Consider the following 25,903-nt stretch of genomic DNA (forward strand, 5'->3'; position numbering starts at 1 on the left):
ACACCAGCACCTGGACGGACACGACTTCAAACGGTCCGTCAAAGTATAAAGGGTGTTGTAGATCATGCTGCTTGCGTCCACTATGTGGTTCCCGGACAACAACCGTTGGTTGCTGTGCCTGGAACACCGAACCATTGCCCCTTGTCCAGGGGGCGGGTTCACATTTTTACCGCACTGCCCGGCACCCCTCATTCGGGGTTGGTTCCGGGGGAGTGTTGTAACCATTGTTTTCCCCTCCCGCCTTTGGCGGGTGCGGGTAGAAGGGTTACGGCGGTCATAGCGTGGGGGAAACGCCCGGTCCCATTCCGAACCCGGAAGCTAAGACCCACAGCGCCGATGGTACTGCATCCGGGAGGATGTGGGAGAGTAGGTCACCGCCGGACAATATTTGAAGAGGTTGAGCCCGTACCAGTGTTGGTACGGGCTCTCCTTGTTTAAGCGCCTGTTCAGCAGCCCCCCACAGAACCTGCTGGCTGCCCACCGGCAACGGCCGCAGTGGGACTAGGTTAGACACTGTGTTTATTCCGACACTTTAGGCCAAGTCCGGTTGGCCCGCGGTGGTCAAAACCGCCTGGAAGTCGCGGTAAGCTTAAAGAGCAGAACCCGAAAGGGCAGTCTGTAACCGAAGATTTCCTGCCGCATTAGCCGGCAGGGCTAGGGTTACGGCGGTCATAGCGTGGGGGAAACGCCCGGTCCCATTCCGAACCCGGAAGCTAAGACCCACAGCGCCGATGGTACTGCATCCGGGAGGATGTGGGAGAGTAGGTCACCGCCGGACATACGTTGAAATAAGGATCCGCACAAGGATGTGCGGATCCTTATTTGCTTAACTGCACCTTCCGCCCCGCTTTCCGGGCTCGACCCCCTGCCGAATGTGCGCAAGCATGGTCCCGTGGCCGGCGAAAACAGCAGCAGCAAGGGCTTTGCCCGAGTAAATTCCGGTCCGGACCTGGACCGCACCATGTTCTTCAGCGACGCCGTCTTCGCTATCGCCATGACGCTGCTGGCCGTGGATATCCGGGTTCCCCAGGTGCCGCCCAGCGAGCTTGGGGCGGCCGTGGCTGCCCAGCTTCCGGAGTTCGGCGCTTACGTCCTGTCCTTTGTGGTGACCGCCGCCTATTGGCTGAGCCATCACCGGCTCTTCCGGCTGCTGAAGGGATTTACCGGCCGGCTGCAGCAGCTGAACCTGGTGCTGCTGATGTTCGTCGCCCTGCTGGGGTACGCCACCGACATGCTGGCGTTCTATGGAGACCAGCAGCTCGGCGTCGTGATTTATGCGGCGGCCCTGGGGCTTATCGGCACCGCCAATACCGTGCTGTGGATCTATTGCAGCCGAGAGGGCCTTTTCCGGGACGACGTCGATCCGCGGCTTCCGGCGTTCGCGCAGGTCCGTGCCCCGGTCACCCCAGCGGTTTTCCTGGCCTCGATTCCCATTGCCATCCTGTGGAGTCCGCAGGCGGCCACCTGGTCTTGGCTGGGAATTATCGTTATCAATGCCTTGCTTCACGGCCTCGGCCGCAGACGGACCAGCCTGGCCTAAGCCACCAGTCACGGAGGGCCGATTCGTTGGTTTGGCCCTGTGTCGGGTAGTCTTATATCTGCTTCTACGGGAGCAAGCTTGGAGGATTCGCCTAGCGGCCTATGGCGCACGCCTGGAACGCGTGTTGGGTTAACGCCCTCGGGGGTTCAAATCCCCCATCCTCCGCCAGGATAAAGAAATACCCCGGTCTTCGGACCGGGGTATTTCTTTTTGCCCAAACAGCTACCGTTCGGCCCGCAGTGCGGCACGTGTGGCTACCGCAATGGAGCCCAGGCCGAGCGCCGCCGTCGCACCGGCGAGGCCGAGGTACACGGCCGGGACGATCGTGGGCAGCGGCAGCCCCGAGACGCTCACGGCGATCCCCATCAGCGGCGGCAGGGCCAGGACGGTGCCGATGACGACGGCGGCCGCGACTATCAGCAGGGACTCGGCCCCCATCATCCGCCTCAGCTGGGTATCCGACGCACCCAGGGTCCGCAGCAGCAGCATCTCCGGCCGGCGCTTGGCCGTCGCCATCACCAGGGTGTTGACCACGGAGACAGCGAGGTATCCAAGCAGAACCAGCATCGCGATCACCGAAACCCACGAGTCGGCATTCCGTTCCGCGGCTCCAGCTGCCCCGAGCTCCTCCTTATCCAGCAGCGTCAGCCCCAGGCCCTCGACGGCGGCGGACAGGTCTCCCGCGTCGGTATCGGCCGCCGTGCTGACCAGCAGGTAGTCGTTCAGCCCCGTGGTGGTGTGGCTTCGCAGCGTCTCGTTCGCCACCGCCACATCCCCGAATCCCAGCCCTCGTTCGTAGGTGGCGACGACGACGGCGGTCGCCTCGGTTCCGTCCCCGTAGTAGAAGTCGAAGTCCTCGCCCACGCCCGTGCCGGATTCCCGGGCCAGGTCCACGCTCAGCGCCACGGTATCGGCGTCCGCCAAGCGGTCCAGGGACCCTTCGTTTACATCCAGGTCCAGGGTTCCGTTCAGGTCCTCAGAGGCCAGGCCCTGAATAGCGTAGGGCTGTACACCGTCTTCCATGCCGGCGAAACCGGCCTTGGCAAGTACTGCGGAACGGGCCACCGGCGAGGTGGACTCCACGCCGGGCAGCTCCGCCACCTGGTCGGCGAGCTCCTCGGACACTCCGGACCCCGGAGCATGAACCAGATACCCGGCAACCACCCCGTCCCGGGACTGCCGCTCGGCTTCCGTTGCCACTGTGGTCGGCATAAAGAACTGCACGGACCCGAGTGCAATGGCCAGGGCGAGTGGAACGATTCCCGAGGCCAGGCGCCGCGGGAAAGCGCTGGCGTTGGCTTCCGCGAGGGCCAGCGACGCGGAGGGGCTGCGGCGGACCAGCGGCTGCACCAGTTTTAAGGCGCCCGTCACCAGCCATGGTCCCAGCAGGCCCGCGCCGATCATCAGGAGCAGGATGCTCGAGGCTGCCGCCGCCAGGCCCGCAGTGCCCGGGACTGCAACCGGTACCAAGGCCGCAACGAGACCGGCAGCCAGCAGCGACAGACCGGTGATGACGCGTCCGCGGCCCAGCCGGGAAGCCTCCGTCGCGGAGTCCCGCAGGGCAGCCGTCGGCGCCGCACGAACCGCGCCCCGCGCCGAGACAAGCGAGGCTCCCACCGCCGCGGCAATGCTGATGGCTACCGCGGCCAGGGCCGGCAGCGGGCTGTAGGCCAGGACGAAGGTTTCGGGAAGCACGCCGCCGGCAACGAACTGGTTGCCCAGGAACCAGGCCAGCAGGAAGCCGGGTGCCGCACCCAGCACTGCGGCAGCACTGGAAATCAGGAGGACTTCACGCATCACGATGCCCAGGGTCTGGTTCGCTCCGGCCCCCACTGCCCGCAGCATCGCGAATTCCCGGCGCCGGGCCATGATGGACAGGGACAGGGTCCCTGCTGTCACAAAGACCGCGGTCATCACGGCCACGCCCGCCAGCGACCCGCTGAGCAGCAGCAGCGTGGAGCGGGCGGCGGACCCGCCGAGATTCTCCACGTCTCCGCGGCGGTCCCCGGTATACCCGACGACGTCGGCCACCCGCGCCTCGATGTCGGCGGAGAGTTGTTCCGGGCGGACGCCGGATTCGGCGATGACGCCTACGGTGGCCACCGTGTCGCCGTGCGGCCACAAGGCCTGAGCCCCGACGGTGCTCAGGAAAGCGGCAGGACCAGTGTCCACTCCCGACTCGGGAGCGGCGACGCCGGACACCGTGTACTCGGTTGGCTCCCCGCCGTGGGTGAGGGTGAGCGAGGTTCCCGGAGCAGCCCCGAAGGATTCATCCACCACCACTTCGGTGGCCCGCTCGGGAGCTTCCCCGGAAGTCAGTGTGTAGGGGGTCAGGGCCGCCGAGTCCCAGGCAGCGGCGGAAACCGCCGTACCGTCGGTGGTGGCCAAAGGAAGCTCGATGCTGCCCACGGCGCGTTCGACGCCGGGGACGGCCGCGATTTCCTCAACAACTTCGGCGGGGAGCAGGACGCGTTCGGCGAAGGGGGCGTCCATGTCCTCGACCACGGGATGTGCCTGCGGCGCACCCACTACGACGTCGGCCCCCTGCAGGCGCTGCGGGGCAATGCCGCCGCGGGTTCCGGATTCAATGAGGACGCCCATCGCGGTGATGAGCGCGGCGCACAGGAACACGGCTACAAAAACCCCGGCGAATCCGCCGCGGTGGTGCCGGATGGAGGCTCTGGCAAGAGAGAACATATTAGCGCTCCCCGAGGTTGGCCATGTGTTCGCTGACGTCGTGGGCGGTGGCGCCGGTCATGCTGCCGTCCAGGCGCCCGTCCGCAAGGAAAATGACGGTGTCTGCGTGCCCGGCCGCCACCGGGTCGTGGGTCACCATGATCACCGTTTGTCCTAGCACGGAAACGGTATGCCGCAGCAGGTCCAGCACCTGGCGTGCAGTGCCGGAGTCCAGAGCGCCGGTGGGTTCGTCCGCAAAGACGGCGTCCGGGCGGGTGATCAGGGCCCGGGCAATGGCCGCCCGCTGCTGCTGGCCGCCGGAGAGCTCCTGCGGCTTCCGCTCACCCAAGCCGGACAGCCCGACGGCTTCCAGCACGTAGTCCAGCCAGACCTTGTCCGTTCCTCGTCCGGCCAGCAGCAGCGGCAGCGTCACGTTCCGCGCGACGGTCAGCTGGGGGAGCAGGTTGTAGGACTGGAACACAAAACCGACGTGGTCCCGGCGGAAGCGGGTCAAGGCCTTGCTGTGGAGCTTCGAGATTTCGGTGGTGCCCAGCAGCACCCGGCCGCTGTCGGGGGCGTCCAGTCCTGCCGCGCACTGCAGCAGCGTGCTTTTGCCGGAACCCGAAGGTCCCATGATGGCGGTGAAGGTGCCGGCCGGAACGGCCAGGGACACATCACGCAGGGCGGGCACGCTGGTGTTGCCGGATCGGTAGCTCTTGGACACGCCCTGCAGCTGCAGGGCTGCGGGGCCGGAGAATTCGGCGGCGTCGGTGAACATGGGGTCATCCTTTTGGTCGAAGGTGCGGGTTTGTGCGGCACTTGCTGACTTCGACGCTACGGATTCCGGAAACGGGATCCGATACAGCCAATAGCCCGGTTTGGGGTATAGCTGGCTATACCGACAGGGGGAAAGGGGTCGGGCATAATTCAACGGGTGAGACTTCCCAGCCGTGCCAAAACCCGTCTCCGGGACGCGGCCTTCCTTGTGCGCGAAGGCTGGTATTGGTTGGCGTCCCTGACCGTGCTGGTAACCGGTATTGCGCTGCTGCCCTTCGTGGCCCTGGGAGTGGGCCTGTACGCGGTCCCTACCCTCCTGGACCTCCTGAACCGGCTGGCCGCGAGGGCGCAGGCCCGTTCGGCGGCGTTCTCCTCCGCTGTCATTCCCTTTGACCGGCGCCACCTCGCCGGCAGGTATTCGTTCACCGAGTTGGCCGCCCTGCTGAGCGCTCCGGAAACGAAGCGGGACCTGTCCTGGCTGCTCTTCCACTGCGCCTTTGCCGTACTGGCAGCGGCGCTGGCCCTCGCGCTTCCTTTCGGTGCCGTGCTCTATGTTGCGGCGGCGCCCCTGTGGCAGCTGTTCCCGCCGGACGCACCGCTGGAACTGACCATCTTCGTCCGCAGCTGGGGTGATGCCCTCCTGATGATGCTGCTGGGACTTCTATACGCCGTCGGCTCGTGGGTGCTGCTGCCCTGGCTGGCACGGCGGTTCAGCGAGGCGACCCTGGGGATCCTTTCCCCGCGCCGGTATGCGGACCTGGCCCGCCGGATCTCCGACCTCTCGGCGGCCCGGGCCAGCGCCCTCGCCGCCCACGCCGCGGAACTGCGCCGGATTGAACGTGAACTGCACGACGGCGCGCAGAACCGGCTGGTCGGCGTCGTGATGATGCTGGGGCTGGCCCAGCGTGCGGCCGAAACCGATCCGGCGGCCGCCGTACCGTTCATCGGACGGGCGCAGGATGCCGCGTCCGAAGCACTCGCCGGGCTGCGCGCCGCGGTGCACGACATTTATCCGCCGGTCCTGGACGAACTCGGCCTGGGCGGTGCGGCCTCGGCCCTGACCAGCCGCTCGCCCATCCCCACTTCCCTGAAGGTGGACGAATTGCTGCGCGCCCCGGCAGCAGTGGAATCGGCGGCGTATTTTGTCCTCGCCGAAGCCCTGACCAATGCTGCGAAACACTCCGGCGCCTCCCGGATCGACGTGGTCCTCCGTACTGAATCAACGGCGCGGGAGGATGTTTTGGTGATCCTGGTGAACGACGACGGCCGGGGCGGCGCGACCGTGTCACCGACCGCCGGCGCGCAGGCTACGGCCGACGCCAACGGCTCCGGCTCCGGCCTGGCCGGAATTGCCCGGCGTGCAGCCGCCTTTGGCGGCAGGCTGGTACTGAACAGCCCCGACGGCGGACCGACAAACCTGAGAGTGGAGCTGCCATGCGCCTTCTAATTGCCGAAGATGATGCCCTGCTGCGGGCCGGACTGGAGCTGCTGCTTCGAGGAGAAGGCTTCGACGTGGTCGGCTCCTGGGACAACGCCGATGACCTGCTCGCCGCCTTCGAACCCGGCAGCGCCGACGGCGCCGTGCTGGACGTCCGGATGCCGCCGACCTTCACCAACGAGGGGCTGCGGGCCGCCCTGGAACTGAGGTCCCGGGTCCCCGACTTCCCGGTGCTCGTCCTCTCCGCCTATGTCGAAGACCGTTACGCCAGCCGCTTGCTGGGCTCCGGCGCCCAGGGCGTGGGCTACCTGCTGAAGGAGCGGGTCGGCAACGTCGGTGAATTCGTGGACGGACTGCGGCGCGTGGCTGCCGGCGGCACCGTCATGGACCCGGAGGTCATCGCCCAGCTCTTCAGCCGGCGCAGCAACCAGGACCCCATCCGGTCGCTGACCCCGCGCGAGTTCGAAGTGCTGGGGCTGGTGGCCGAAGGGCTGGGCAACACCGCCATTGCCTCCACCATTTCCGTCTCCGAAACCGCGGTCAGCAAACACATCGGCAACATTTTCGCGAAGCTCGGGCTGGCCCAGTCGGACAGCGGCCACCGCAGGGTGCTGGCGACTCTCGCGTACCTCCGCTCCTGACCGGCGGGTCCCGCTTGTTTCGTCCCGGGTCTTGTTTCGCGGACGGCACCGGTGACAAGGTGTGATGCACTACAGCCGGGCGCAGGAGGACACACGTGGAACAGGGCGGCGGAAAGGTAGCGCTGGTCACCGGTGCTTCGCGCGGAATCGGCCGGCGTGTGGCGGAGCGGCTCGCGGCGCAGGGGACCGCCGTCGTCGTCAGTTACCGCCGGAATGCCGAACTCGCCAAGGAAGTGGTCACCCGGCTGCAGGAACTGGGCGGCAGCGGCATCGCGGTGCAGGCGGACGTGGAGAACCCCGAAGACATTGTCCGGCTCTTCGACGCCGCGGCGGACGAATACGGCCGGTTGGACTACTTCATCAACAACGCTGCTGCTGCCGCCTTCAAGAACGTGGTGGACCTGAAAACCCATCACCTGGACCGTGCCTACGCGGTGAATGTCCGGCCGTTTGTCCTCGGCGCCCAGGAGGCGGTGAAACTGATGGACGACGGCGGCCGGATAGTCGCGCTCACCAGTTACGGCAGCACCCGGGCCTTCCCGACCTATGCCGCCCTCGGCTCCTACAAGGCTGCGGTGGAGTCCTTTGTCCGGTTCATGGCGGTGGAATTCGGTCCCTACGGCATCAACGTCAACGCCGTGAACGGCGGGCTGATCGATTCCGATTCGCTGGACTACTTCTACTCCATGGACGGCATGGCACCGATGGACAGCGTGATCTCCCGCCTCCCCAAACGCCGGCCCGGCACCGTGGATGAAATGGCCGCCGCGGTGGAGTTCCTGCTCTCCGCGGGCGCCGAGTACATCACCGGCCAGGTCCTCGCGGTCGACGGCGGACTCTCGGTCATTGCCCCGCCGTTCCATTCCGACGCGTCCGGCCCGCCGGTCGCCCTGCCGAACCGGCCCACCCGGCCCACCCGGGGCGGCAGCCGGTAAGAACTGAAAGGAAGCATCAGTGAGCTACGATCCCGCCCGCTACCGGAACTACTTCGAACATTCCCTGACCTACGCGGCCGGCTTCTCGCGCAATGTCGCCCGGTATGCGGACCGCGTTGCCCTCACCGATCCGCCGACGGGCCGGGAATGGACCTACGCCCAGCTGGGCGAGGCCGTGAACTCCGTAGCGTGTGCCCTGGCCGAGCGCGGCGTGGGGCGCGGAGACCGGGTGCTTTACCAGCTCTACAACGGCATCGAGTTCGCGCTGCTGTACCTGGCGACCCAGCGCCTGGGTGCGGTCAGCGTGCCGGTCAATTACCGGCTGGCACCGGCCGAGACCGCGCACATCCTGCGGGACAGCGATCCGGCAGTGTTCGTTGTGGATGCCGAGCATACCGAGACGGCTGCACAGGCGCTGGAGCTGGCCGGGGTATCGCCGGTGGTCCTGGTGGCGGGCGGCAGCGAGGCCGGGCACTGGGGGATGGGATCGGGGCAGCTGGGGCAGGACTTCGACGCCGCCGTCGACGCCGCGTCCGGGGACCTGCCGGACCTCCCCGCGGACTTTTCCACCTTCGAGGAAAGCACCCGCTTCTACACTTCGGGCACCACCGGTATGCCCAAGGGGGTGCCGCTGCCGTCCATCGCCGAGCTGATGAGCGCGCACGACGTCATCATGCACTTTCCGCTCAGTCCGTCCGACCGCACCCTGAACATGACGCCGTGGTTCCACCGCGGCGGTCTGCACTCGGGCGGGCCCAACCCGGTGTTTTACATCGGCGGGTCCGTGGTCCCGCTGCGCAGCTTTAACCCGGCAACGGTGCTGGACTGGGTGGGGGAGCAGGGGCTGACGTATCTGATCGGTGCGCCGACCACGCTGGAGATGATCGCCGTCGAGCAGGAAAAGCACCCGCGGAACCTGGAGACGCTGCGCGGCATCGTCACCATGGGTGCACCGCTGGACCGCGCTGCCGCCATCCGGTACCAGGAACTGCTGACGCCGCGGATCTTCAACGGTTACGGAACCACCGAGGGCTTCTGGAACACGTTCCTGCGGCCCGAGGACCTCCCCGCCCATGCCGGCAGTGCCGGGCGCGCCTGCACGGACGACGACGTCGCCGTCGTCCGCGTGTTTGAAGGCCGCCGCGGGCAGCCGCACGAACTGGCCGCCCGGGACGGCAGCGAAATCGGCGAGGTGATCATGCGCTCGCCGAAATCGGGGTTCAGCTATGCCAACCTGCCGCAGGTCGAGGAGGAGAAGTTCCACGACGGGTGGCTTTATCCCGGGGACATGGCCACCTGGGACGCCGAAGGCTACCTGACCATCATGGGCCGCACTGATGACATGATCATTTCCGGCGGGGAGAACATCCATCCGGTGCAGGTGGAAGCGGCGCTCGCGGACCACCCCGGCGTCCTTGAATCCGTGGTGGTGGGAGTGCCGGATGACCGGTGGGGCCAGCGCGTGGTGGCGTACGTGGTGCGCCGGGACGCGGAGCTCGACGCCGACGGGCTGGATGCGTTCTGCCTGGCGCATCCCGGGCTGGCCGATTTCAAGCGGCCCCGGGGTTACCGCTTTGTTGACGAAGTGCCGATGACCGCCACCGGAAAGAAGATGCATTACAAGGTGGCCGATTCCGCGGCGCAGGACTGGCTGGACGGCCGGATGCACGTGCCGGCGCCGGTCCGGAAGGCGGACTAGATGGACGAGCGCGTGGTCATCACCGGGATGGGGGCGGTGACGCCGCTCGGCGGTTCCTGGGGCGAGACCTGGGCGGGACTGAAGGACGGACGCAGCGGTATCGACAAGATCACCGCCTTCGACGCCTCCGAGTTCCCCACCCGGATTGCCGGGGAAGTGAAGAACTTCGATCCGGCGCAGTACCTGCCGGTCAAGCGGCTGCGCCGGTCCTCGCGGGCTTCCCACCTGGCGGTGGCGGCCTCGCGCGAGGCGGTGGCCGACGCCGGACTGGGAGTCACGCTGGAAGACACCGACGCTGCGGTGATCATCAACAGTGCTGTCTCCGGGTATCCGGAAATCCAGTCCGCCACGGAAATCTTCCACCGTGACGGGCTGCGCCCCATCAGTCCCAGCTTCGTGGCGTCGTCGTTGACGAACATGCCGGCCTGCGAAGTGGCCATCGATTTGGCGGTCCATGGCCCGGTGAACGCCAGCGCCCTGGCGTGTGCCAGCGGCACACAGGCACTGCTCGAAGCACGCCGCACCCTGCTGGCCGGCGATGCTGACGTGGTGGTGGCCGGCGGAACCGACGCGGCCATCACCTCAGTGATGTTTGCCGGGCTCAGCGCCATGCGCGGGTTGTCCCGGAACAATGATTCACCGCAGGAAGCCAGCCGTCCCTTCGATGCGGACCGGGACGGTTTTGTCTTTGCCGAAGGAGCGGTGGTGTGCGTGCTGGAACTGCTCAGCCATGCCCGTGCCCGCGGTGCCGAGGTGTATGCAGAGCTGCTGGGCGGCGCACTGACGTCCGACGCCTTCCACATTGTCGCTCCGGATCCCGGCGGACAGTATGCGGCCCAAGCCATCTGCCGCACCCTGGACCGGTCCCGGCTGAACCCCGAGGACGTTGACCTGATCTGTGCCCACGGAACCTCCACCCAGGCCAATGACCGGACCGAAACCAGAGCCCTGCACACCGCCTTCGGCGAGCATGCGTCGTCGCTCGCGGTCACGGCACCCAAATCCATGACCGGACATCTCATCGGCGCTGCGGGCACTCTCGGATCCCTGCTCTGCGTGATGGCTATCCGAGAGGGCGTCATTCCGCCCACTCTGAATTACAACACTCCCGATCCGGAGTGCGACCTCGACTACGTTCCGGGAACGGCCCGGGAAGCTTCCGTCCGGTATGCCCTAACTAACGCGTTCGGTTTCGGCGGGCAGAACGCTGTGGCGGCTTTCGGTCCTGTCTAAGTGCAGTAGTAGTCGACCCCGGCCGCGTAGGCCTCCGGATAGAACTCCATGGCCAGGTCATAGGTAGCTTCACTCCACTCATTCCCGATGCTCCTGGCCGAGTCCACGTAGTCCGGACTGAAGTCGGGTTCCAGGCGAGAGTTCCAGATATTCCGCTTTATCCGTGACGAATGCAGCCAACCGTCCGCTTCGTCGGTACACGTGGCCTTCCAGTACGCTTCGAGATCTTCATAGACCTTGCCGACAGCCAACCTTCTGCCGTTGTCCCGTGCCGCTTCGTCGAGAACCCACTCGAGGTACTGCTGGGCATGTTCCCGTACGGCAGGATCCTTGATCTGGTCAATATTGTCCTGAATGTACGCTGCCTGATCGCGGTAGTTGCTGACGGCCTCTTCCCCGACCCGGTCCAGATAGCCCTGAACTTCCGGAGAAGACATCACGGGACTGTTCCAGAAGGCCTCATAGTCATCTTCGAGCAGCTGGCCCTCTGAATTGGGGCGCGTCCTGACGGGGTTCAGCAGCAGATTGGCCTCATGGGTAGTTGAATCCAGAAGTTCCATATCGCCCGAATGGCTGCTTTCCGGCGGCCGTGGAAATTTGCAGAAGTGGGGAAGCGCGGCCTCGAAGGCATCCGGGTAGACCTTGCCCACCAGAGCGGTTGCCTCTGCCTCCTGATCCCCGATTGCCTGCAGCGACAGGACCTGGGGGTCAGTGGTAATCCAGTTTCGAATGGGATGCCCGTCGTCCGCGTACATGACGTGAACCAAGTCGCTGCGGTGGCAGGTCTCTCTGGACAGCTGTGCCAGGTCCTCATAAACCACCCGCTTGGCGGCCTGGACCGACCCGTGTGAGAGGAACTCGGACACTTTGTCCACAGCGGCTTCGGCATTGGCCCGTTTGTCCGCGTCACTGATATCGGCCACCCTGCTGTAGGTGTACTCCATGTTCTCCTGGAGGCGCGCCTGCCATCCCTCGTTGATGAGGTCCAGCAGGGCGAGGGTGTCCGGGGTGTTCAAGGCGGGTTCAGCCCAGAAGGCCGCGTAGTCCTCCTCACTGATGTCTGCGGGGAGCGGGTCCGAGACGTCATGCAGGTCAGTGTGGGCCCCAACGACAATGCGGCCTTCCCTCAGGGAATCTTCCGCGGCCTGGGTATACGTCAAGTACTCAACCCACAGATAGGCAGCAACAAGGGCGGCGACCACAAAGAGGCTCACGAGGGTTACGACGATCATCCTCAGCCGCTTGGGCCCGCGCTTCCGGGGAGGAGTGAGATAGTCGGGCAGCACGATTGGATGTTCGGTCATCGTGCTGCCTCTCAGTAGGGGGTGGTTCCCGCGGAGGAAGCCTACCGCACGGCCGAGGCAAGCTCCGGTTCGACGTCGGGCGTTGCTTCCTTCTCTGCCTGTCCGGCCCCCACAGCCTTCGCGGCCAGCCACACGGAGACGGCGCCGAGGGCAAGTCCGGCGACCACGTCCAGGACGTAGTGCCAGCCGAAGTAGACCGTGGCCAGGGTCGTCAGGACCACGTAGATCCACATAATCCATTGCGCCACTTTGGGCAGGCGGGTCAGGTGCGCCACCAGTGCTGCAGTGAAGACGATGGATGTGTGCAGGGACGCAAAGGCTGCAATGCCGTGCACGTTGTCCGTGGCAAACGGATCAGCCAGCACCTCGATCCGGTTTTCATACAGGCTGTCCTGCAGGCCGGAGACTGCGGTTTCCGGCAGGTCGGCAAACGGGGCGGCGTCGTAGTAGACCGGGCCCATGGACGGCAGGGCGTAGTAGCTGACGGTGCCGAGGATCCAGTTGAAGGACAGGGCCGTGGCATACCAGGCGCCGCGCTGCAGGTTGTTGGACCACACCAGCGCCGCGGCGAGGGAGACCGGAACGAAGACCATGAAAAGCATGTAGACGCCGGAGAGCAGATCCGCGCTGAAACCGGTACCCAGCAGGTTATGCAGGACGTCGCCGGGATAGTTTCCGCCGGCCAGCCATTTGTCCGAGTCCTCCAGCATGGGGTCCGTGAGGTGTTCCTGCAGGAAGGGCAGGAAGCTCTTGAGGTTCCGGTAGGACATGTACGCGAGGTAGAAGGTGATCAGTCCCGCCACGGCTACGGCCAGGCGGGGTCCGGACCAGCGCGTCCGCAGCACATGGGACGTGGCGGCTCCCGCGCCGCCCAGTTCGCGGCGTCGAGCGAGTACCCGGGGCACGACGTCGGCGGCGATCATGAGCAGCACAATCAGCGGCAGACGGATGTAGCTGGGTCCCAGGAAGCCGTCAGGATCACGGATGGGAAGGTCGCCCCATACGGCCGTAGCGACCATCAACACGGTGAAGGCTACGGAGATGGTCAGGGGGACGCCGAAGAGGCGGCGCCAGGCAGGGCGGACGGAGCCGGCTTCGATAGTCATGAGATATTTTTATCCCACAATTGTCATAAACCTGTTATCGAGGGACCCCCACCCTCAGTATGCTTTCGATCACGCGGAGGGCCTGTTTCCGCCGTCGTCGTGGCCGGAAGCCTGGCCGGAAGCCTGGCCGGAAGCCGGCGCTGGTAGCTGCCCGGTGGCCTCCGGCGGCAGGCCGGACCGCTACCGCTGGGCGGGCAGTCCGGCCTGGTCCGGGATGCTGTCCTTACTTGTTCAGGGCAGCGTCCAGCTGTTCCTGGATGGCGCCGTAGTCAACGGAGTCCAGCTCCAGCATCTCGTTGTCGAGGATCAGCGAGGGGGTGCCGCGAAGCTGGAGGTCCTGGGCGTCCTCCAAGTCGCGGGCCACCCGGTCCTTAATGGCGTCCGACGTGTAATCGGCTTGGAACTTCTCCGTGTCCAGACCCAGGTCCTCGGCGTAGGAGAGGAAGAGGTCGTCGGCCTCCTCCGTGCTCAGGGCCTTCCAATCCTCCTGATGCTCGAAGACGGACGCAGCCATTTCCTCCAGGGCGCCCTGTTCTGCTGCGGCTTCCACGGCGCGGGCAGCCGGCGCTGCGTTCTGATGCTTGGGCAGCGGGTAGTTCCGCACGAGGATGCGGACTTCATCCCCATAGTCGTTCTTGGCCTGCTGGATCAGCGTGTCCATCTGAGCGCAGTAGGGGCACTGGTAGTCGGTAAACAGCACCAGGGTGGCTTTGGGGTCTGCGGGGTCGGTGATTGCCCTTGCATCCGCAGGAGCCACCTGGTCGATGCGGTCAGCGGGGATGGAGGTTTCCGCCGACGGGCTTGCTTCTGCCGTGGCGGTGTCTCCCGACGATCCGGAATCCGACGCCGCACAGGAGACCAAGGTTCCGACTGCGAGCAGCCAGGCAATCAGCAGGGCGAGGATGCTCTTGCGCATAGTTCCTTCCAGTGAAGTATCAGGGTTCGCGGTTCGGCGCGCTCTGCGGGCCTCCAACGGCGGTGTCCGCCCGTCAGGCGATGGCTGCCACGGGCGATGTCCACCCGTGAGGCCCAGGCTGCGCCCACTATTTTCGATGCTCCCACCGGATCGGACCGTCCGGTAGCCTGCAATCCGGCATGGGTTTATATGCTTTTGATATGGCTCAGGCGTGGCCGAACCTTTCGGTGCTGGAACTGTTCGTTGCCGTGGTGGATGAGGGCAGCGTGGCTTCCGGGGCGCGGAAACTGGGTATGGCCCAGTCCAATGCGAGCCGGTCTATTGCCGAGTTGGAAGCGGATTTGAAGACTCCTCTGCTTGAACGCAGCCCGCGCGGTTCGGCACCTACAGCGATGGGACTCCTGCTGGCGGACTCCGCTCGGGAACTGTTGGAGGCGGCGCGGCGCTTCAACAGCGTGGTGCGTGCCGGCCGAAGCGGCGAGGCCATGGAACTCCGTGTGGGTGCCAGTCTCACCATCGCGGACATGCTGTTGCCGGCCTGGGTTGCCGAGCTGAAGCGCCGGCTGCCGCAGGCCCGCATTGATGTGCGGGTGGAGAACTCGGCACAGGTCATCGAGGAGGTGCAGCGCGGCACCCTGCAGCTGGGGTTTGTCGAGACTCCGAATCTGCCCGTGCGGCTGAATGCCCTGGTGGTCCGTGAGGACGAGCTGGTGGTGGTTGTTGGTCCGGATCACGAATGGGCCAACCGGACCCGGATCGGTTTGCAGGAACTGGCGGAAACCCCACTGGTTGTTCGGGAGCCCGGGTCTGGTACCCGCGAAGCGTTGCAGCAGGTACTTGCCGGGTACGACGTCGTCGAACCGGCCCAGGTGCTCAGCAGCAATGCTGCGGTGCGGGTTGCTGTTGCTGCCGGAGCCGGCCCGGCCGTGTTGAGCGAACTGGTGGTTCGCGACCAGCTTGCCAGCGGGGAGCTGCTGCGGGTTCCTTTCGAAGGTGAGGGAATCAGCCGACCCCTGACTGCCATCTGGTCCGGCCCCCGGCGGTTGAGCGGAGTCGCGGCCGAGCTGGTGGCGGTGGCTGCGGGTCGAACTTAGGTTCAATCCGGCTAGGTTCAATCCGGCGTCAGCCGCAGGGCCGGTTGAACGGTCTTGCGCATCACTGTCTTGTTCTTGCCGATGTGGCGTTCGAACGTGAATCCCGCCTTCTCGAACATGGCCCGTGTGCCGTTGTGAAGGAACGAGGATGATGTTCGCTTGCCCGGGGTGAGTTCGTTGGGGAATGAGACGACCTCGCCTCCGCCTGCCTGTGCGATCAGTTCGAGCGCACCGTCCAGTGCCTCCCGTGCCACGCCGGTACGTCGATGGTCGCGGTCGACGAAGAAGCAGGTGATGCGCCACGGCGCCGGCTTGGTCTCGCCGGCGTCGTACTGCTTGCGGTGGTAGATCCCCGGCAGTTCAAGCGGACTGCCGTACTGGCACCATGCGATTGCGTCGTCGCCGTCGAAAACGAGTGCCGCGTGTGCTGCGCCTTCCGCCACGAGTCGCTGCTTGAAGGTCGGCCCGTCGTACTCGCTTTTGACGGTGCCCTTCGTGTCGCCGTGGAAATACGAGCAATAGCACCCGCCCCAGACCCCGTTGTGCTTCTGTGCGAGTGCAAGCCACGCCGGAAACGTTGCCGGAGTGAGCGGCTGAATTACGTGCGGCATGGTCATGATTCAGCCTGCGTTGCCGGCGTCTCGGCAACGCACAGGACCGCTCTATTGCCGTCTTGGTCGGCGATCACGGTGAGTGACGGTGAACCGCTGTCATCCACGACGGTTCCCCCTGCAGCGACTGCAGCGATGATTCGCTGCTCGGCCGCCTCGGGCGCCACATAGACCTCGATGTGGAACCGTTGATTCACGTGCTCGTTGGCTTCGCCGAACCACAGGTTTGGTATCCGCCCCGTCGCGTCCCGGATCTCGTCGCTGGGCGACCCGTGGCCCTGGGCATCCGCATTGCCTGTCAGCAGGGCTGCCCACACCGGGGCAATCGTTGCTGAGCGGGCCGTGTCGAGGCCGAGTTCGAGGACGCTGACCGAGGCCGGGTCGGCGTCGAGCTGGTGGTCCGCGGCGATCTCGGTGATCAGCCTCGCGAGGTCGACATCCTGCTGGGTCACCCATTCGACGACATGTTCGACGCCTTCACCATCGCGGTAGATGGCGTCAGCGCTGACCAATTTGAGGTCGACGTATCCGGTGCCGATCGCCACGCTCGGGTGGTGTCCGAGGGTGTCGCCCGCCTCACCTACCGCTGTCACGAACCGTGCGCCGGTGCCGAAGTCCTCGACCAGGTAGCGGGCGTGCAGTCCTTGGGCTAACTTGCGCCAATCGGTCAGCTTGGCCTCGGCGATCGCCTCACCCGACAGCATGTCCATGTTCCGACGCCCGATCTGGGATTCAGCTGCAGCGTTTGAGCTCGTCATTTTTGAGTGCCTCCTGTACATGTGCGAACAGTAAATCCGACGTCGAATGCATCTACAAGGAAAATCAGCCTCTGGTTCATTGGGAGAGTTCCAGCCCTCTTACTGCGAAGGTGCCCGCCTTACTGCGAAGGTGCCCGCACGACGACGGAGATCGCGGAGGTGTTCACGCCGCTGGCTCTGCTGTGCACCGAGCTGTTCAACCTGCTCCGGCGCGGACCGGGGCGTGTCTAGAACGGCGGTGCCTGTTCCTGCGGCGCCGATTCCTGTAAAGGTTCCCTCTGCTCATGCTCTGGTCGTAGGTTCGGCGCCGGATCCGGTGGCACCAGGTCCAAGTACGGCTCGGTGCGGTAAGTACGTCCGGTCGGCGAAGTCCACTCGATTACCCCGGGTTCGGGCTGGCACGCTTTCCAGAAGCCCAGGCTCTTGAACCGATGGTGCCGTCGGCAAAGGTGTTCCAGGTTTCCGTGGTCGGTCGGGCCGCCTTTCGCCCAGTCGATGGTGTGATCGATGTCCGCGTTCGCGGTGCTGACCCGGCAGCTGGGGAACCTGCAGGTTCCGTCCCTTGCGCGGAGCCAGCGTCTGAGACCTGCCGGGACTTTTCGACGCCGTCCCACCCCGAGGATTTCACCTGTCTGCGGGTTTTGGGCGAGTCCGGTCCAGCCGACGGCGTTGCGGGCCAGCCGTCGGGCCGCCTCTGCACTGATAGGTCCATAGCCGTGCAGTTCGGCGGGCTGGTTATCGGCGCCGAAGAGGGTTTCGGCGTTGATCAGAACCATGATTTCTGCCCGCGGGACAATCCCTTCGTCTGGTCCAGCCTCGTCTCCGAGGCGCTGGCCGCCGGAAAATCCAACGTCGCTGTCGTTCCCGGTGACTCCTCCTGGGTGTTTGGGCTCGCCGGTTTGTTCGCCGTCGTGTCCACTTTCGCCGTCGTGCCTACCTCCGCGGTTGGTTCCGGTCCCGCGCCGGGTTCCGGTCGCGGCGAAAGTTCTGCCACCCATCAGCAATTGCGCGAGAATGTCTGCGCGCAGTTGGTCCGTGGTCCGGGAATCCCCGGCCGCCTGCTCACCACGTGCCGCGGTACTCAGGGCCGTGTAAATCTGCTGCGCTTCGGCCGCACGCAGGTGGCCGGACAGGCAGGACATTCCGTCCTCCTCCCGGTCCAGAGTGACCTTACGCTGCTCGAAAGCTGACTGGTGTTGTTTGCTGACAGTGTCCGGAAACTTCCTTTCACGCAGCCGCTTGGCCTTGGCCGAGAACTGCGCCCGCGTCTGACTCTCCGCTGCTGCCAGCAAGTCTGCTTCAAACTCAGGAAGCTGGCCGGGAGGAACGTTCTGGCACTGGTCCAGCACCACTTGGGCGTGCTGGTAGGACAGCCGTCCTTCCTCCAGCCCGGCCAAGGTGGCGGTATGGGTGCTGCAAAGTTTGCCTGCTTCGAACATCATGCGCTGAGCGGTGACCTGCGGAATGTTCAGAATGGCTGCACATTCTGACGCTGCCAGGCTGAACGCCATCCCGGGTTCGAGCCGCCCCGAAGCGGCGTGGAAGCTGTCCCGGAAGATCTCCTGCATCCGGACCATCAAACGTGCCTCCAATGCCTGGACCCAGGACATCAAATGCCCCATCCGGGACAGGGCATCGCCCACCATCTGCTCGTCAAAGGCTTCAAGGTTCTGCAGTGCCAGTGTCCCGGTAAAGCCGTCCGGATACACAGGGCTTCCGACAGGAGTGGAACCATCGGCGGCAGGCTCAGCAGGCTCAGCAGGCTCAGCAGGCTCAGCAGGCTCTGCAGGTGCGGCCTCAGCGTCGTTCTCGGGAGTGTCAGCAGAAGTAGAGGTATCCGCGTCAGCGGCGTAGGCAGGCTCAGCGGCAAGTTCCGCCCGGTAAACCGACACGGTGCACGGCGGGCGCGGCGGCTCGGCCCCGCCAGCCTGCCCATCCGGCTGCCGGTTCTCAGTGCCTGGCTCTTCGGTTATCCGTTCGGTGTTTCCGAGCTGATCCATACCTCAGGATTTCATCCGGCACTGACATTTCAGGCCCAAAAACAGGCCGAAAACAGAGCTCGGGGAAACCTCAAATACCCGTCTTTCGAACGCAATTACCTGCTGGCACACCGACGGCCGGTAGGCCTGGAGGCACCCTCCGGCCTGCTGGAGGCGGGTGCAAGTAGCAACATGACGGCGGGTTCTGAACGAGCGCGACCGCGGCAAGGACGACGACGCCGGCCGGCGGACCCCACCGCGCGGCAGCTCGGACTGCCCGCCAGACCCTACTGCGGACCGGAAAGCCGCCCGATCCGCTCGCGGGCAGACCGTTCGCTGGGTCCCTGCGGACCGAGCCCAAGCCGGATAACACCCAAAACAAGTTTCACGGGAAACTTCATTGGCACGGGAACCGGACCCAGGTGCGGAGCCCGCAGCCCCAACATCTCCCTGTGCTTCGGCTCCAGGCTGGCTACAGCCCCGGCAAACAGCACCCGGTACCCGATCCGCTGGTTTCCCGGCAGGGGAGGACGGCGAAGGAACCCCAGCGCCTCCCGCACATAGTCGCTGTTGCGCAGCTGGGTATCGTAGCCGGCCATCTGCTTCCGCAGATCGGCTTCGGAACGCGGCGGATCCGGAATACCCATCAACTCACCCGCCACCGCCCACTCCGCCACATAGGCATCAGCCCCGCCCGGAATGGGACCGCCGTAACGCTGGTGCGAGGAGAGGAACGCGTCGGCGAAGGCCAGATGCACCCAGCGGGCAATCTCGGGATCATTGGCTGAATACGGCCGCACCGCGCCGTCGGCGTCTACATAAGTGCCGTGCACGCGTTCATGCAGCCGCAACACCCAGTCGGAGCCCGCCTTGGCAGCGGCCGTGTCCCCGTAGGTGACGGTGAAGATCCAGCGGATGGTTCCGGCAAGCCGACCCAGCGGATCGTCCTTGTAGTCGGAGAAGTCGTGGACCCCGGCCATCGCCCCGGGATGCAGCGCCTGGAGCAGCAGGGCCCGGATGCCGGCGATGATGGGCGTCATGGACCCGTGCACCGCCCAGACCGCGGACTCGGGACCGAAGTGGCCGACGTCGTCGCCCTCCGCCAGCTCAAGCTCCCACTGCGGGATCTCGGCGGCGTTGTTGCTGAATGTGCCGATCAGCTGGCGGCGCCAGGACGCGATCGCCCGGGGAGGAGAAAAAACGCTCATCTTCCCCAGTGTCCATCCGTCCGGACCGCTTGCCTAGTGCCCCTAGTGCCCCTTGTGACCGCCCGGTGTTCGGTACTGCCGGCCCCGCAGGTTACGGACGCAGGCTACGGCCGCGGGCCGTGGTCCGGCCCTCCCTCACGCTGGTGCCGCTGGAAGGCCAGCACCGGGGCCGCTGCGAAGAACAGCAGCGCAGCGAGCCACAGAATGCCCGCAATGTTCCCCAGCGGCCCCATCGTGGCAAGAAGAATGCAGGCAACGCCGGTTAGCATCACGGCGTTTACCGTGTACTTGTCTTTCATGTCATTACCTTTCATACACGCCTAGCGCAGCAGGATGTCCACCGACCGGGAGTTGCCCATGGCCCGTTCCATCACGCCGGAACGGTTGGTGACGTCGTCGCGCAGGATTTCCGTGACCGAGCCCAGGAACCGGGAGAGGTCCACCTTGTCCTCCGGTGCGGCGAGCAGCAGCTGGAAGCCGAACTCGTGCAGCGCGTTGATGGACGCCTCGGCAAAGGAGAGGGACGACTTTACAAACGCTTCGTCCATCATCACGGTTCCGTACGTGCTGAAGCCCTGGGACACAATGCCCAGTTGGTAGGCCAGCGCCGAGGCCATGATGAACGCGGTGAACCGCTGGCCCTCGCCGCCGGACATCAGCGACGCCTGCAGGTTGGTGTAGGTGTGCCCGCTGGCGAGACGGTGGGTGCAGGTGATGGTCACGTGCGAGCGGACATCGAGCACCTCGGCCCGCCAGCGCTTCTCCTCGGGATCCTTCAGCCGGTCCACCAGGGCCTCGAGCGCGGCGTACCGGGCGTCCATGTCCGCCTTATCCTGCCGCGAGCCCATCATGGGCAGTGCGTTCTTCAGTTCGGTGCGGAACTTGTGCGCGGCGTCGGGAACGGTGGTGGCGACCTCGATCTCCAGGTGGCTGCTGGCAGAGTATTCCACCCGGCGGAGCACGGAGTTCAGCGGCAGCAGGCGCGAGGAGATGCTGCGGCGTTCCTCGTCGAGCAGCTGCAGCAGGTCGCTGAACCGCTCGTAGGTGCGGTTGTTGAAGTACTCGCGGAACTCGGCTTCGCGCTGCGGCAGGCCCTCGGAAATGATGTCCTCGAAGCGGTCCTCGTAGGCGCCGGCGGATTCCACCGACGTGCCGAAATCCGAACCCCACTTATCGCTGAACGTCTCGAACGTGCGTTCCAGCTTCGCGCGGGTTTCCAGCAGGGTCTTCTCCAGCCGGGCCTGCTCGGTGATCAGGGACCGTTCCACCTCGCCGGCGGCCTCCTTCAGGCGGGCCGGGTCGGTCAGTTCCCCGAAGGGATCGAACAGTTCGGCCAGCGCGGAACGGAGTCCCTCGGACAGCGCTTCGGGTGCCTTCGCGGAGAGCGCGGTGCGGCGCTCGACGGCGGCGGCCAGGTCGGCGTCGAGCCTCGCGGCGTCGCCCTTGAGCACGCCGACCTTCTCGGTGGCTGCGGTGAGGTCCAGCTCGGCGGTGTCGAGCTCGAAGCGGATCTGCTCCAGATCGGCGTTGGCATCCCGAGCGGATTCGAGCCGGTCATTGGCGACGGCGACGGCGGCCCGTGCGGCGTCGGCCGACAGTTCCTCCCAGGTCCGCTCATCGGCAGCGATGGCGCGCACGGCGGCGAGCCGGCGGACCAGCTCGTCCTGCTCCTCGGCGTGCTGCCGGGAGAGGTTGTCCGCTTCCTCGAAGACGCTGCGCAGGGCCAGCAGCTCGTTGCCGAGCGCCGCGACGGTGTCCTTGTTGTCAAAGCCCAGGACGTTGTCCGAGGCCTTGGTGTGCCGGTCATCCTTTTCGGTGGTGCTGCGGTTGCGCTTGACCGCACCGCCGAGGCTCACACCCTTGGCGACGTCGGCCAGCCCGGCCGGGTCCTCGACGCAGACGAAGTCGTAGTGCGCGGTGATTTTGTGGCGGACCCACTCGCCCATTTCCGAGTCGTGGGTGAGCAGCTTGGTGATCAGGTCATCGGGGCCCGGCTCGGCGGGGCCGTCCACGGGAACGGAGACGTCGATGCAGCGGACATAGCCGTGCATGTCATTCTCGCTGAGGTACCGGGTGACGGCGGCCATGTGCTCGCCGGGCACCAGCAGGGCGGTGGCGAGAGAACGCAGCGTGCGCTCGGCGGCAGGACGCCACTGCGCGTGCTCGTTGGGCAGGTCGATGAGTTCACCCGCGAACGGCATGTCCGCTTCGTCGATGCCGGTGGCGGCGCAGATCCGGGCCCGCTGATCCAGGGAGTCCTGCCGGATGTTGGAGGTGCGGCGGCGGAATGAGCCGATCTCGTTTTCCAGCTTCGCGATCTGGCCCTTGAGGGACCACGCCTCGCCGTGCGCGTTGCTGCTGCGCTCGCGGGCGGCGTCGAGCTCGGTGCCGAGCGACTTCACCAGCTCGGCGGCGCGGCTGCGGGCGGTGACCAGCCCGGCGGGGGAGAAGTCGACCTCGATCCCCGCCGCGGCGAGCTCGTCCTTGGCGGCGTTCTCCACGGTTTCCCGGGAGCGCAGCTGCGCGGACGCAGCCGCGAGTTCCCGTTCGAGGGTGGCTATGGCTCCGCCGCCCTCTTCGGTGTACCGGGTGCTGAGGGCATCGCGCTGGTCCTTCAGCGTGGCCCGGCGGGTTTCGGCGGCGGAGAGTTCGGAGCGGGCTTCAGTTGCGGCCTGCTCGAGTTTCTCGGCGGTGCGCTCGGCGCCTTCGAGGGCGAGGCGCTGCCGGTAGGCGGGCAGGCCTTCCTTGGCCAGGGCGCGGTTGTGCGCCAGCGCGTCGGCGGCTTCGCGGTAGCGGGTGTGCAGTTCCGGGACGGACTGCAGGTGGTCGCGCTGCTGCCGGGCGCGTTCGAGCTGGCGGCGGATGCTGCGCAGGTGGCTGAAGTCCTCCACGGCCTCTTCGGCGGCGGTGAGGGTGCGCGGGGTGTCCAGCACGTGGTTGCGGAAGAAGTCATTGACCGTGCCGCCCAGACCCTTGCCGGTCTGCAGGATACGCAGCAGGTTGAAGGCCTTCTCGTCCTCCACACCCAGGGCATGCCGGTAGCGTTCGGCGAACATCTTGTGCGAATCGAACACTGCGGCACCGGGCAGCAGGGATTCCAGGCTTCCCTTGGTGAAGCGGCCGCGCATGCCGGCCTGCAGGGCCTTAAGGTCCAGCGGGCGGTTGTGCACCAGGTAGTAGCGGCCCAGGTTGTGCTCGGTGCCGGTGGCGGGGAGGTCCATGACTACAGAGAGGGAGGTGATCTGCCCCAGGCCGTTGTCGAACGTCAGGCAGACCGCGGACCAGGTGGCGCCGGGGCGCTGGTAGGCGGTGCCCGCGCCGTCGTCGGCCCCCTGCGTGCCCAGGCGTCCGCGCATGTAGGAGAACGCGTTGCGCTTTTCCTCGGCGTTGGTGCCGGAGTTGTTCTGCGCGGCCTCGTTCATCCGCGGGCGGGCGTCCATGACCTGGAGCATGGCGTCGAAGATGGTGGATTTGCCCACGCCGGAGTCGCCGGTGAGCAGCGTGCCGGCACGGTCCACCTTGATGGTGTGCGCGCCGTCGAAGGTGCCCCAGTTGACGATCTGCACGGAGGCGAGCCGGTTCTGGCCGGGGTTGATCAGGTCTCCCATGGGGAGGGTGGTTTCGATGCTCATGCCGGCTCCTCGCCGTCGTTCTCTTCAGCGGGGGTTTTGTCGTCGGGGGTGCTGTCCAGGACCAGCGCGGGAGCGTCGTCATCGTCCCCGCCGAGGGTCTGCATAAAGGTGATGATGTCGCCGATCTGGCTGTACGGCAGGGCCAGCGGCAGGGCGTTGGAAATGACCCAGACGTTGTCCAGCTCGGTGGGGAGCAGCAGGCGGCGGTCCTGCACGAGCTTGCGGATGGCGGCGTCGGCCAGGTCCTCCACGGACTTCGCGTCGCGCTGGCCCGGATCCACGTAGCCCTCGAGCACCTCGATGATGTCCTGCCGGGCGATGGTGGCCTCGTTTCCGGTGCCGGTGTGGCGGTCCAGGATCAGCCGCATGCGCAGCAGCAGCAGGGTTTCCTCGCGGGTCATTTCGCGCTGGCGCTGCAGGGCGGAGGTGTGCGGTTCGGCCATTTCCACCGGGCGCAGCAGGGCGACCTTGCGGTCCTCGTCAATGACCAGGGTGAGGAACAGTTCGCTCAGCCGGACGCGCAGCTGCTCCTGGTTGTCCACCACGGTCTCGTACACGTTGTCCGAGGAGTTCGCGTCCAGGTACGGGCCGCGCAGCAGCCGGATGAGGGCCTGCCGCAGCTTCAGCGGCAGGGTGCCGGTGTCGCCGGGGAACAGTTCCGGGCCGTCGACGAGGAGGTCGCGCGGGGCTTCTTGTTCCTGCGCTTCGTCCAGCTCCGGATCGAAGTCCTCCGGGGCTGCTGTTGCGGTGGTCTCGCTCATTTTTCAGGGGCTTTCGCGACGGCGACGGCGGGCAGCAGCGCGGTGCGCTCGCTGCCGTCGATCTGGGTAAAGGTGACGGATTCAAGGTGTTGCTTGGCAGCAGAGTCGGCGGCTGAGCCGCCGGCGAGCAGGGCGCGGATGCTGTTCAGGTGCCGGTGTTCGGGCGGCAGCTGCTCGAAGACCTGGGCCACGGTGGCGCTGGCGCGGGTCGCCGTCGCCCGGGAGACGGCGTCGGCCAGTACCCGCCGGTCCGCGCGCGGGGTGCGGACCGAGCGGTGGATGTCCGCCTCGGTGAACTGCGGCGGTTCGGGCAGGGTGGGCGGGGCGGCATGGTCTTCGGGGTTGTAGACCCGGACCATGCTGAGGGATTCGAAGCCCGAGCCATGCAGCTGCGGTGCGGGTACGACGGCGGCCCGGCGGCGTCCGCGCGGAGCCTTGTGGATGGCGGTTTCGGCGGCGCGGATGAGCTGGCGCAGCTGGACAGATTCGCGGTACTCGTCGCTCTGCACGTAGGTGTGCATGGATTCGGAGAGCCGGCCGTAGATCCGGTGGATTTCGGTGGCCTGGTCGCGCATGTCGCTGATCAACCGGTACAGGCTCTGCCGGTCCTCGGGGCTCATGTCGTCGGCGAAGTCCCGTTCCAGCACCTCCGCGATGGCGGCGCGGAAGCGGGCCTGCTGGTCGGCGTCGTTCAGGAAGGCGGTGAAGCCCTCGTAGGTGCGGCCTTCGGCGGTGCTGCGCAGCTTCTTGTCCGCTTCGAGGATTTCGCCCATGGTCAGGCCCTTGGCGGCGTTTGATTCCACCATTTCCTGGCGTAGGTCATGGAGCATCTTTTCCAGACCGTCGCGCATCCGTTTGAAGTCGGCGGGCAGGGCGGCGGCCAAGTCGAGGATGTCGCGGGCGGCTTCGACGGCGGTGTCGTCCGGCAGGGGCGGGGGAGCCTCGCCGGATTCCAGGGCGCGAATCATTTCCTCGCGGCGGGCGACCTCTTCTTTGAGGACGGCGATGCGGGCGGCCGGGTCCGGGTTGGATTCCTGCGCGAGGTTTTCCACCCGGTCCAGCAGGGTGGCCAGGCGGGAGGAGTTCAGGGACGTTTTGTCGCTGGTGTAGCCGTCCAGGTAGGAGAGGAAGCGGGCGGAGGATTCGGTGAGTTCGTAGACGAACTTCCCGTCGGCGCGGGGCCGGGCCAGGAAGCGGCGGGCCACCCAGTCATCGGCGTAGTTCCGTCCGGTCCAGTCTTCGCGCAGCTGCACGCCGTCCATCCGGAGCCGGTTCAGGAAGGAGTCCGTCATGGCGTGGAAATCGTCCAGCGGAAGGCGTGGCCGGGTGCGCGTGAAGGCCTCCCGGAAGAGCGCCGGCACCCAGGCGTTGGCGTTGGTCAGTTTCCAGCCGGGGGAGGCCTGGAGCCGCTGCAGTTCGGCCCAGCGGGCAACGGCGTTCTCGATGAAGGACATTCTGCGCTTTCCGCCCGTGCGGTGGGGAAAAACGGGCCTCCTCGATTTTAGCCGGGTGGAGCAGCGGGGTGGGGCAGGGGTGTACGAAGGCTAGGAATGAGATGGAGGAAGATGCTCGTCAGTCCAGTCTTAGCTTCGTCC

20 protein-coding genes, 1 tRNA gene and 2 rRNA genes are annotated in these 25,903 nt (G+C 66.2%); 10 read left to right on the forward strand and 13 right to left on the reverse strand.

What is annotated here, in order from left to right; genetic code table 11:
- Positions 1-266 precede the first annotated feature (266 nt).
- The 4 genes from rrf (NNX38_RS14520) to NNX38_RS14535 all read left to right on the forward strand — a co-directional run bounded on the left by rrf (NNX38_RS14520) (position 267) and on the right by NNX38_RS14535 (position 1,708).
- Positions 267-383, forward strand: a 5S ribosomal RNA gene (gene rrf / locus NNX38_RS14520).
- A gap of 278 nt (positions 384-661) precedes the next feature.
- Positions 662-778, forward strand: a 5S ribosomal RNA gene (gene rrf / locus NNX38_RS14525).
- A gap of 114 nt (positions 779-892) precedes the next feature.
- Entirely contained in the window at positions 893-1,540 is a 648-nt protein-coding gene (locus NNX38_RS14530) for a TMEM175 family protein (protein ID WP_255798669.1), read from the forward strand.
- Between the two features lie 80 nt (positions 1,541-1,620).
- Positions 1,621-1,708, forward strand: a tRNA-Ser gene (locus NNX38_RS14535).
- Between the two features lie 54 nt (positions 1,709-1,762).
- Here NNX38_RS14535 and NNX38_RS14540 read toward each other — a convergent pair.
- Together NNX38_RS14540 and NNX38_RS14545 are read right to left on the reverse strand one after the other, a co-directional pair.
- Entirely contained in the window at positions 1,763-4,237 is a 2,475-nt protein-coding gene (locus NNX38_RS14540) for an FtsX-like permease family protein (RefSeq protein ID WP_255798670.1), read from the reverse strand.
- Position 4,238: 1 nt separating this feature from the next.
- Positions 4,239-4,994: an ABC transporter ATP-binding protein gene (locus tag NNX38_RS14545; RefSeq protein WP_255798671.1), complete on the reverse strand. Its 756-nt coding sequence runs from the start codon at positions 4,992-4,994 to the stop codon at positions 4,239-4,241.
- Positions 4,995-5,150: 156 nt separating this feature from the next.
- Between NNX38_RS14545 and NNX38_RS14550 the strand changes: the two genes are divergently transcribed.
- The 5 genes from NNX38_RS14550 (at position 5,151) to fabF (ending at position 10,939) form a co-directional block, all read left to right on the forward strand.
- Complete coding sequence (locus tag NNX38_RS14550) at positions 5,151-6,440, forward strand: histidine kinase (RefSeq protein ID WP_255798672.1); 1,290 nt, start codon at positions 5,151-5,153, stop codon at positions 6,438-6,440.
- Positions 6,428-7,072: a response regulator transcription factor gene (locus NNX38_RS14555; protein ID WP_255798673.1), complete on the forward strand. Its 645-nt coding sequence runs from the start codon at positions 6,428-6,430 to the stop codon at positions 7,070-7,072. Before NNX38_RS14550 ends, NNX38_RS14555 begins: the two co-directional genes overlap by 13 nt.
- A 95-nt stretch (positions 7,073-7,167) precedes the next feature.
- On the forward strand, positions 7,168-8,007 hold the full coding sequence (locus tag NNX38_RS14560) for an SDR family oxidoreductase (protein ID WP_255798674.1): 840 nt from the start codon (positions 7,168-7,170) through the stop codon (positions 8,005-8,007).
- A gap of 19 nt (positions 8,008-8,026) precedes the next feature.
- Positions 8,027-9,706 carry an AMP-binding protein gene (locus tag NNX38_RS14565; RefSeq protein WP_255798675.1) on the forward strand — a complete coding sequence of 560 codons (1,680 nt, stop codon included), beginning with the start codon at positions 8,027-8,029 and terminating at the stop codon, positions 9,704-9,706.
- The gene (fabF, locus tag NNX38_RS14570; RefSeq protein WP_255798676.1) at positions 9,707-10,939 is read left to right on the forward strand and encodes a beta-ketoacyl-ACP synthase II; all 1,233 of its coding nucleotides are present in this window, start codon (positions 9,707-9,709) and stop codon (positions 10,937-10,939) included.
- On the opposite strand, the gene NNX38_RS14575 is transcribed toward fabF, so the two are convergent.
- From NNX38_RS14575 to NNX38_RS14585, 3 genes are all read right to left on the reverse strand, one after another.
- Entirely contained in the window at positions 10,936-12,243 is a 1,308-nt protein-coding gene (locus NNX38_RS14575) for a hypothetical protein (protein WP_255798677.1), read from the reverse strand. The two genes, fabF and NNX38_RS14575, sit on opposite strands and share 4 nt — an antisense overlap.
- Before the next feature lie 41 nt (positions 12,244-12,284).
- A complete protein-coding gene (locus tag NNX38_RS14580) occupies positions 12,285-13,349 on the reverse strand; it encodes a phosphatase PAP2 family protein (RefSeq protein ID WP_255798678.1) in 1,065 nt (354 codons plus the stop codon).
- Between the two features lie 223 nt (positions 13,350-13,572).
- Complete coding sequence (locus tag NNX38_RS14585) at positions 13,573-14,265, reverse strand: thioredoxin domain-containing protein (RefSeq protein ID WP_255798679.1); 693 nt, start codon at positions 14,263-14,265, stop codon at positions 13,573-13,575.
- 200 nt (positions 14,266-14,465) lie between these two features.
- Between NNX38_RS14585 and NNX38_RS14590 the strand changes: the two genes are divergently transcribed.
- Entirely contained in the window at positions 14,466-15,359 is an 894-nt protein-coding gene (locus NNX38_RS14590) for a LysR family transcriptional regulator (RefSeq protein WP_255798680.1), read from the forward strand.
- 17 nt (positions 15,360-15,376) lie between these two features.
- Here the strand turns inward: NNX38_RS14590 and NNX38_RS14595 are convergent, their stop codons facing one another.
- From NNX38_RS14595 to NNX38_RS14630, 8 genes are all read right to left on the reverse strand, one after another.
- Positions 15,377-15,976 (reverse strand): GNAT family N-acetyltransferase, encoded by a 600-nt coding sequence (locus tag NNX38_RS14595; RefSeq protein WP_255798681.1) that lies wholly within the window; start codon positions 15,974-15,976, stop codon positions 15,377-15,379.
- A complete protein-coding gene (locus tag NNX38_RS14600) occupies positions 15,973-16,680 on the reverse strand; it encodes a VOC family protein (protein ID WP_255798817.1) in 708 nt (235 codons plus the stop codon). Before NNX38_RS14600 ends, NNX38_RS14595 begins: the two co-directional genes overlap by 4 nt.
- 275 nt (positions 16,681-16,955) lie before the next feature.
- A complete protein-coding gene (locus NNX38_RS14605) occupies positions 16,956-18,728 on the reverse strand; it encodes an HNH endonuclease signature motif containing protein (protein WP_255798682.1) in 1,773 nt (590 codons plus the stop codon).
- 266 nt (positions 18,729-18,994) lie between these two features.
- Positions 18,995-19,915, reverse strand: coding sequence for an oxygenase MpaB family protein (locus tag NNX38_RS14610; RefSeq protein WP_255798683.1), 921 nt, complete (start codon positions 19,913-19,915; stop codon positions 18,995-18,997).
- Positions 19,916-20,019: 104 nt separating this feature from the next.
- Positions 20,020-20,214, reverse strand: a complete 195-nt coding sequence (locus NNX38_RS14615; protein WP_255798684.1) for a hypothetical protein — start codon at positions 20,212-20,214, stop codon at positions 20,020-20,022.
- 21 nt (positions 20,215-20,235) lie between these two features.
- Positions 20,236-23,547 (reverse strand): ATP-binding protein, encoded by a 3,312-nt coding sequence (locus NNX38_RS14620; protein ID WP_255798685.1) that lies wholly within the window; start codon positions 23,545-23,547, stop codon positions 20,236-20,238.
- The gene (locus NNX38_RS14625) at positions 23,544-24,308 is read right to left on the reverse strand and encodes a DUF4194 domain-containing protein (RefSeq protein ID WP_255798686.1); all 765 of its coding nucleotides are present in this window, start codon (positions 24,306-24,308) and stop codon (positions 23,544-23,546) included. Before NNX38_RS14625 ends, NNX38_RS14620 begins: the two co-directional genes overlap by 4 nt.
- Positions 24,305-25,762 (reverse strand): DUF3375 domain-containing protein, encoded by a 1,458-nt coding sequence (locus tag NNX38_RS14630; RefSeq protein ID WP_255798687.1) that lies wholly within the window; start codon positions 25,760-25,762, stop codon positions 24,305-24,307. The genes NNX38_RS14625 and NNX38_RS14630 overlap by 4 nt, the downstream gene beginning before the upstream one ends.
- Between the last annotated feature and the right edge of the window lie 141 nt (positions 25,763-25,903).

It is taken from the genome of Arthrobacter sp. zg-Y238, assembly GCF_024385525.1.
Classification (GTDB): domain Bacteria; phylum Actinomycetota; class Actinomycetes; order Actinomycetales; family Micrococcaceae; genus Arthrobacter_B; species Arthrobacter_B jinronghuae.

Coding starts and splice junctions, on each gene's coding strand:
- NNX38_RS14540 (WP_255798670.1), bottom strand. CDS start 4,237: ATGTTCTCTCTTGCCAGAGCCTCCATCCGGCACCACCGCGGCGGATTC.
- NNX38_RS14545 (WP_255798671.1), bottom strand. CDS start 4,994: ATGTTCACCGACGCCGCCGAATTCTCCGGCCCCGCAGCCCTGCAGCTG.
- NNX38_RS14555 (WP_255798673.1), top strand. CDS start 6,428: ATGCGCCTTCTAATTGCCGAAGATGATGCCCTGCTGCGGGCCGGACTG.
- fabF (WP_255798676.1), top strand. CDS start 9,707: ATGGACGAGCGCGTGGTCATCACCGGGATGGGGGCGGTGACGCCGCTC.
- NNX38_RS14575 (WP_255798677.1), bottom strand. CDS start 12,243: ATGACCGAACATCCAATCGTGCTGCCCGACTATCTCACTCCTCCCCGG.
- NNX38_RS14580 (WP_255798678.1), bottom strand. CDS start 13,349: ATGACTATCGAAGCCGGCTCCGTCCGCCCTGCCTGGCGCCGCCTCTTC.
- NNX38_RS14585 (WP_255798679.1), bottom strand. CDS start 14,265: ATGCGCAAGAGCATCCTCGCCCTGCTGATTGCCTGGCTGCTCGCAGTC.
- NNX38_RS14590 (WP_255798680.1), top strand. CDS start 14,466: ATGGCTCAGGCGTGGCCGAACCTTTCGGTGCTGGAACTGTTCGTTGCC.
- NNX38_RS14595 (WP_255798681.1), bottom strand. CDS start 15,976: ATGACCATGCCGCACGTAATTCAGCCGCTCACTCCGGCAACGTTTCCG.
- NNX38_RS14600 (WP_255798817.1), bottom strand. CDS start 16,680: ATGGACATGCTGTCGGGTGAGGCGATCGCCGAGGCCAAGCTGACCGAT.
- NNX38_RS14605 (WP_255798682.1), bottom strand. CDS start 18,728: ATGGATCAGCTCGGAAACACCGAACGGATAACCGAAGAGCCAGGCACT.
- NNX38_RS14610 (WP_255798683.1), bottom strand. CDS start 19,915: ATGAGCGTTTTTTCTCCTCCCCGGGCGATCGCGTCCTGGCGCCGCCAG.
- NNX38_RS14615 (WP_255798684.1), bottom strand. CDS start 20,214: ATGAAAGACAAGTACACGGTAAACGCCGTGATGCTAACCGGCGTTGCC.
- NNX38_RS14620 (WP_255798685.1), bottom strand. CDS start 23,547: ATGAGCATCGAAACCACCCTCCCCATGGGAGACCTGATCAACCCCGGC.
- NNX38_RS14625 (WP_255798686.1), bottom strand. CDS start 24,308: ATGAGCGAGACCACCGCAACAGCAGCCCCGGAGGACTTCGATCCGGAG.
- NNX38_RS14630 (WP_255798687.1), bottom strand. CDS start 25,762: ATGTCCTTCATCGAGAACGCCGTTGCCCGCTGGGCCGAACTGCAGCGG.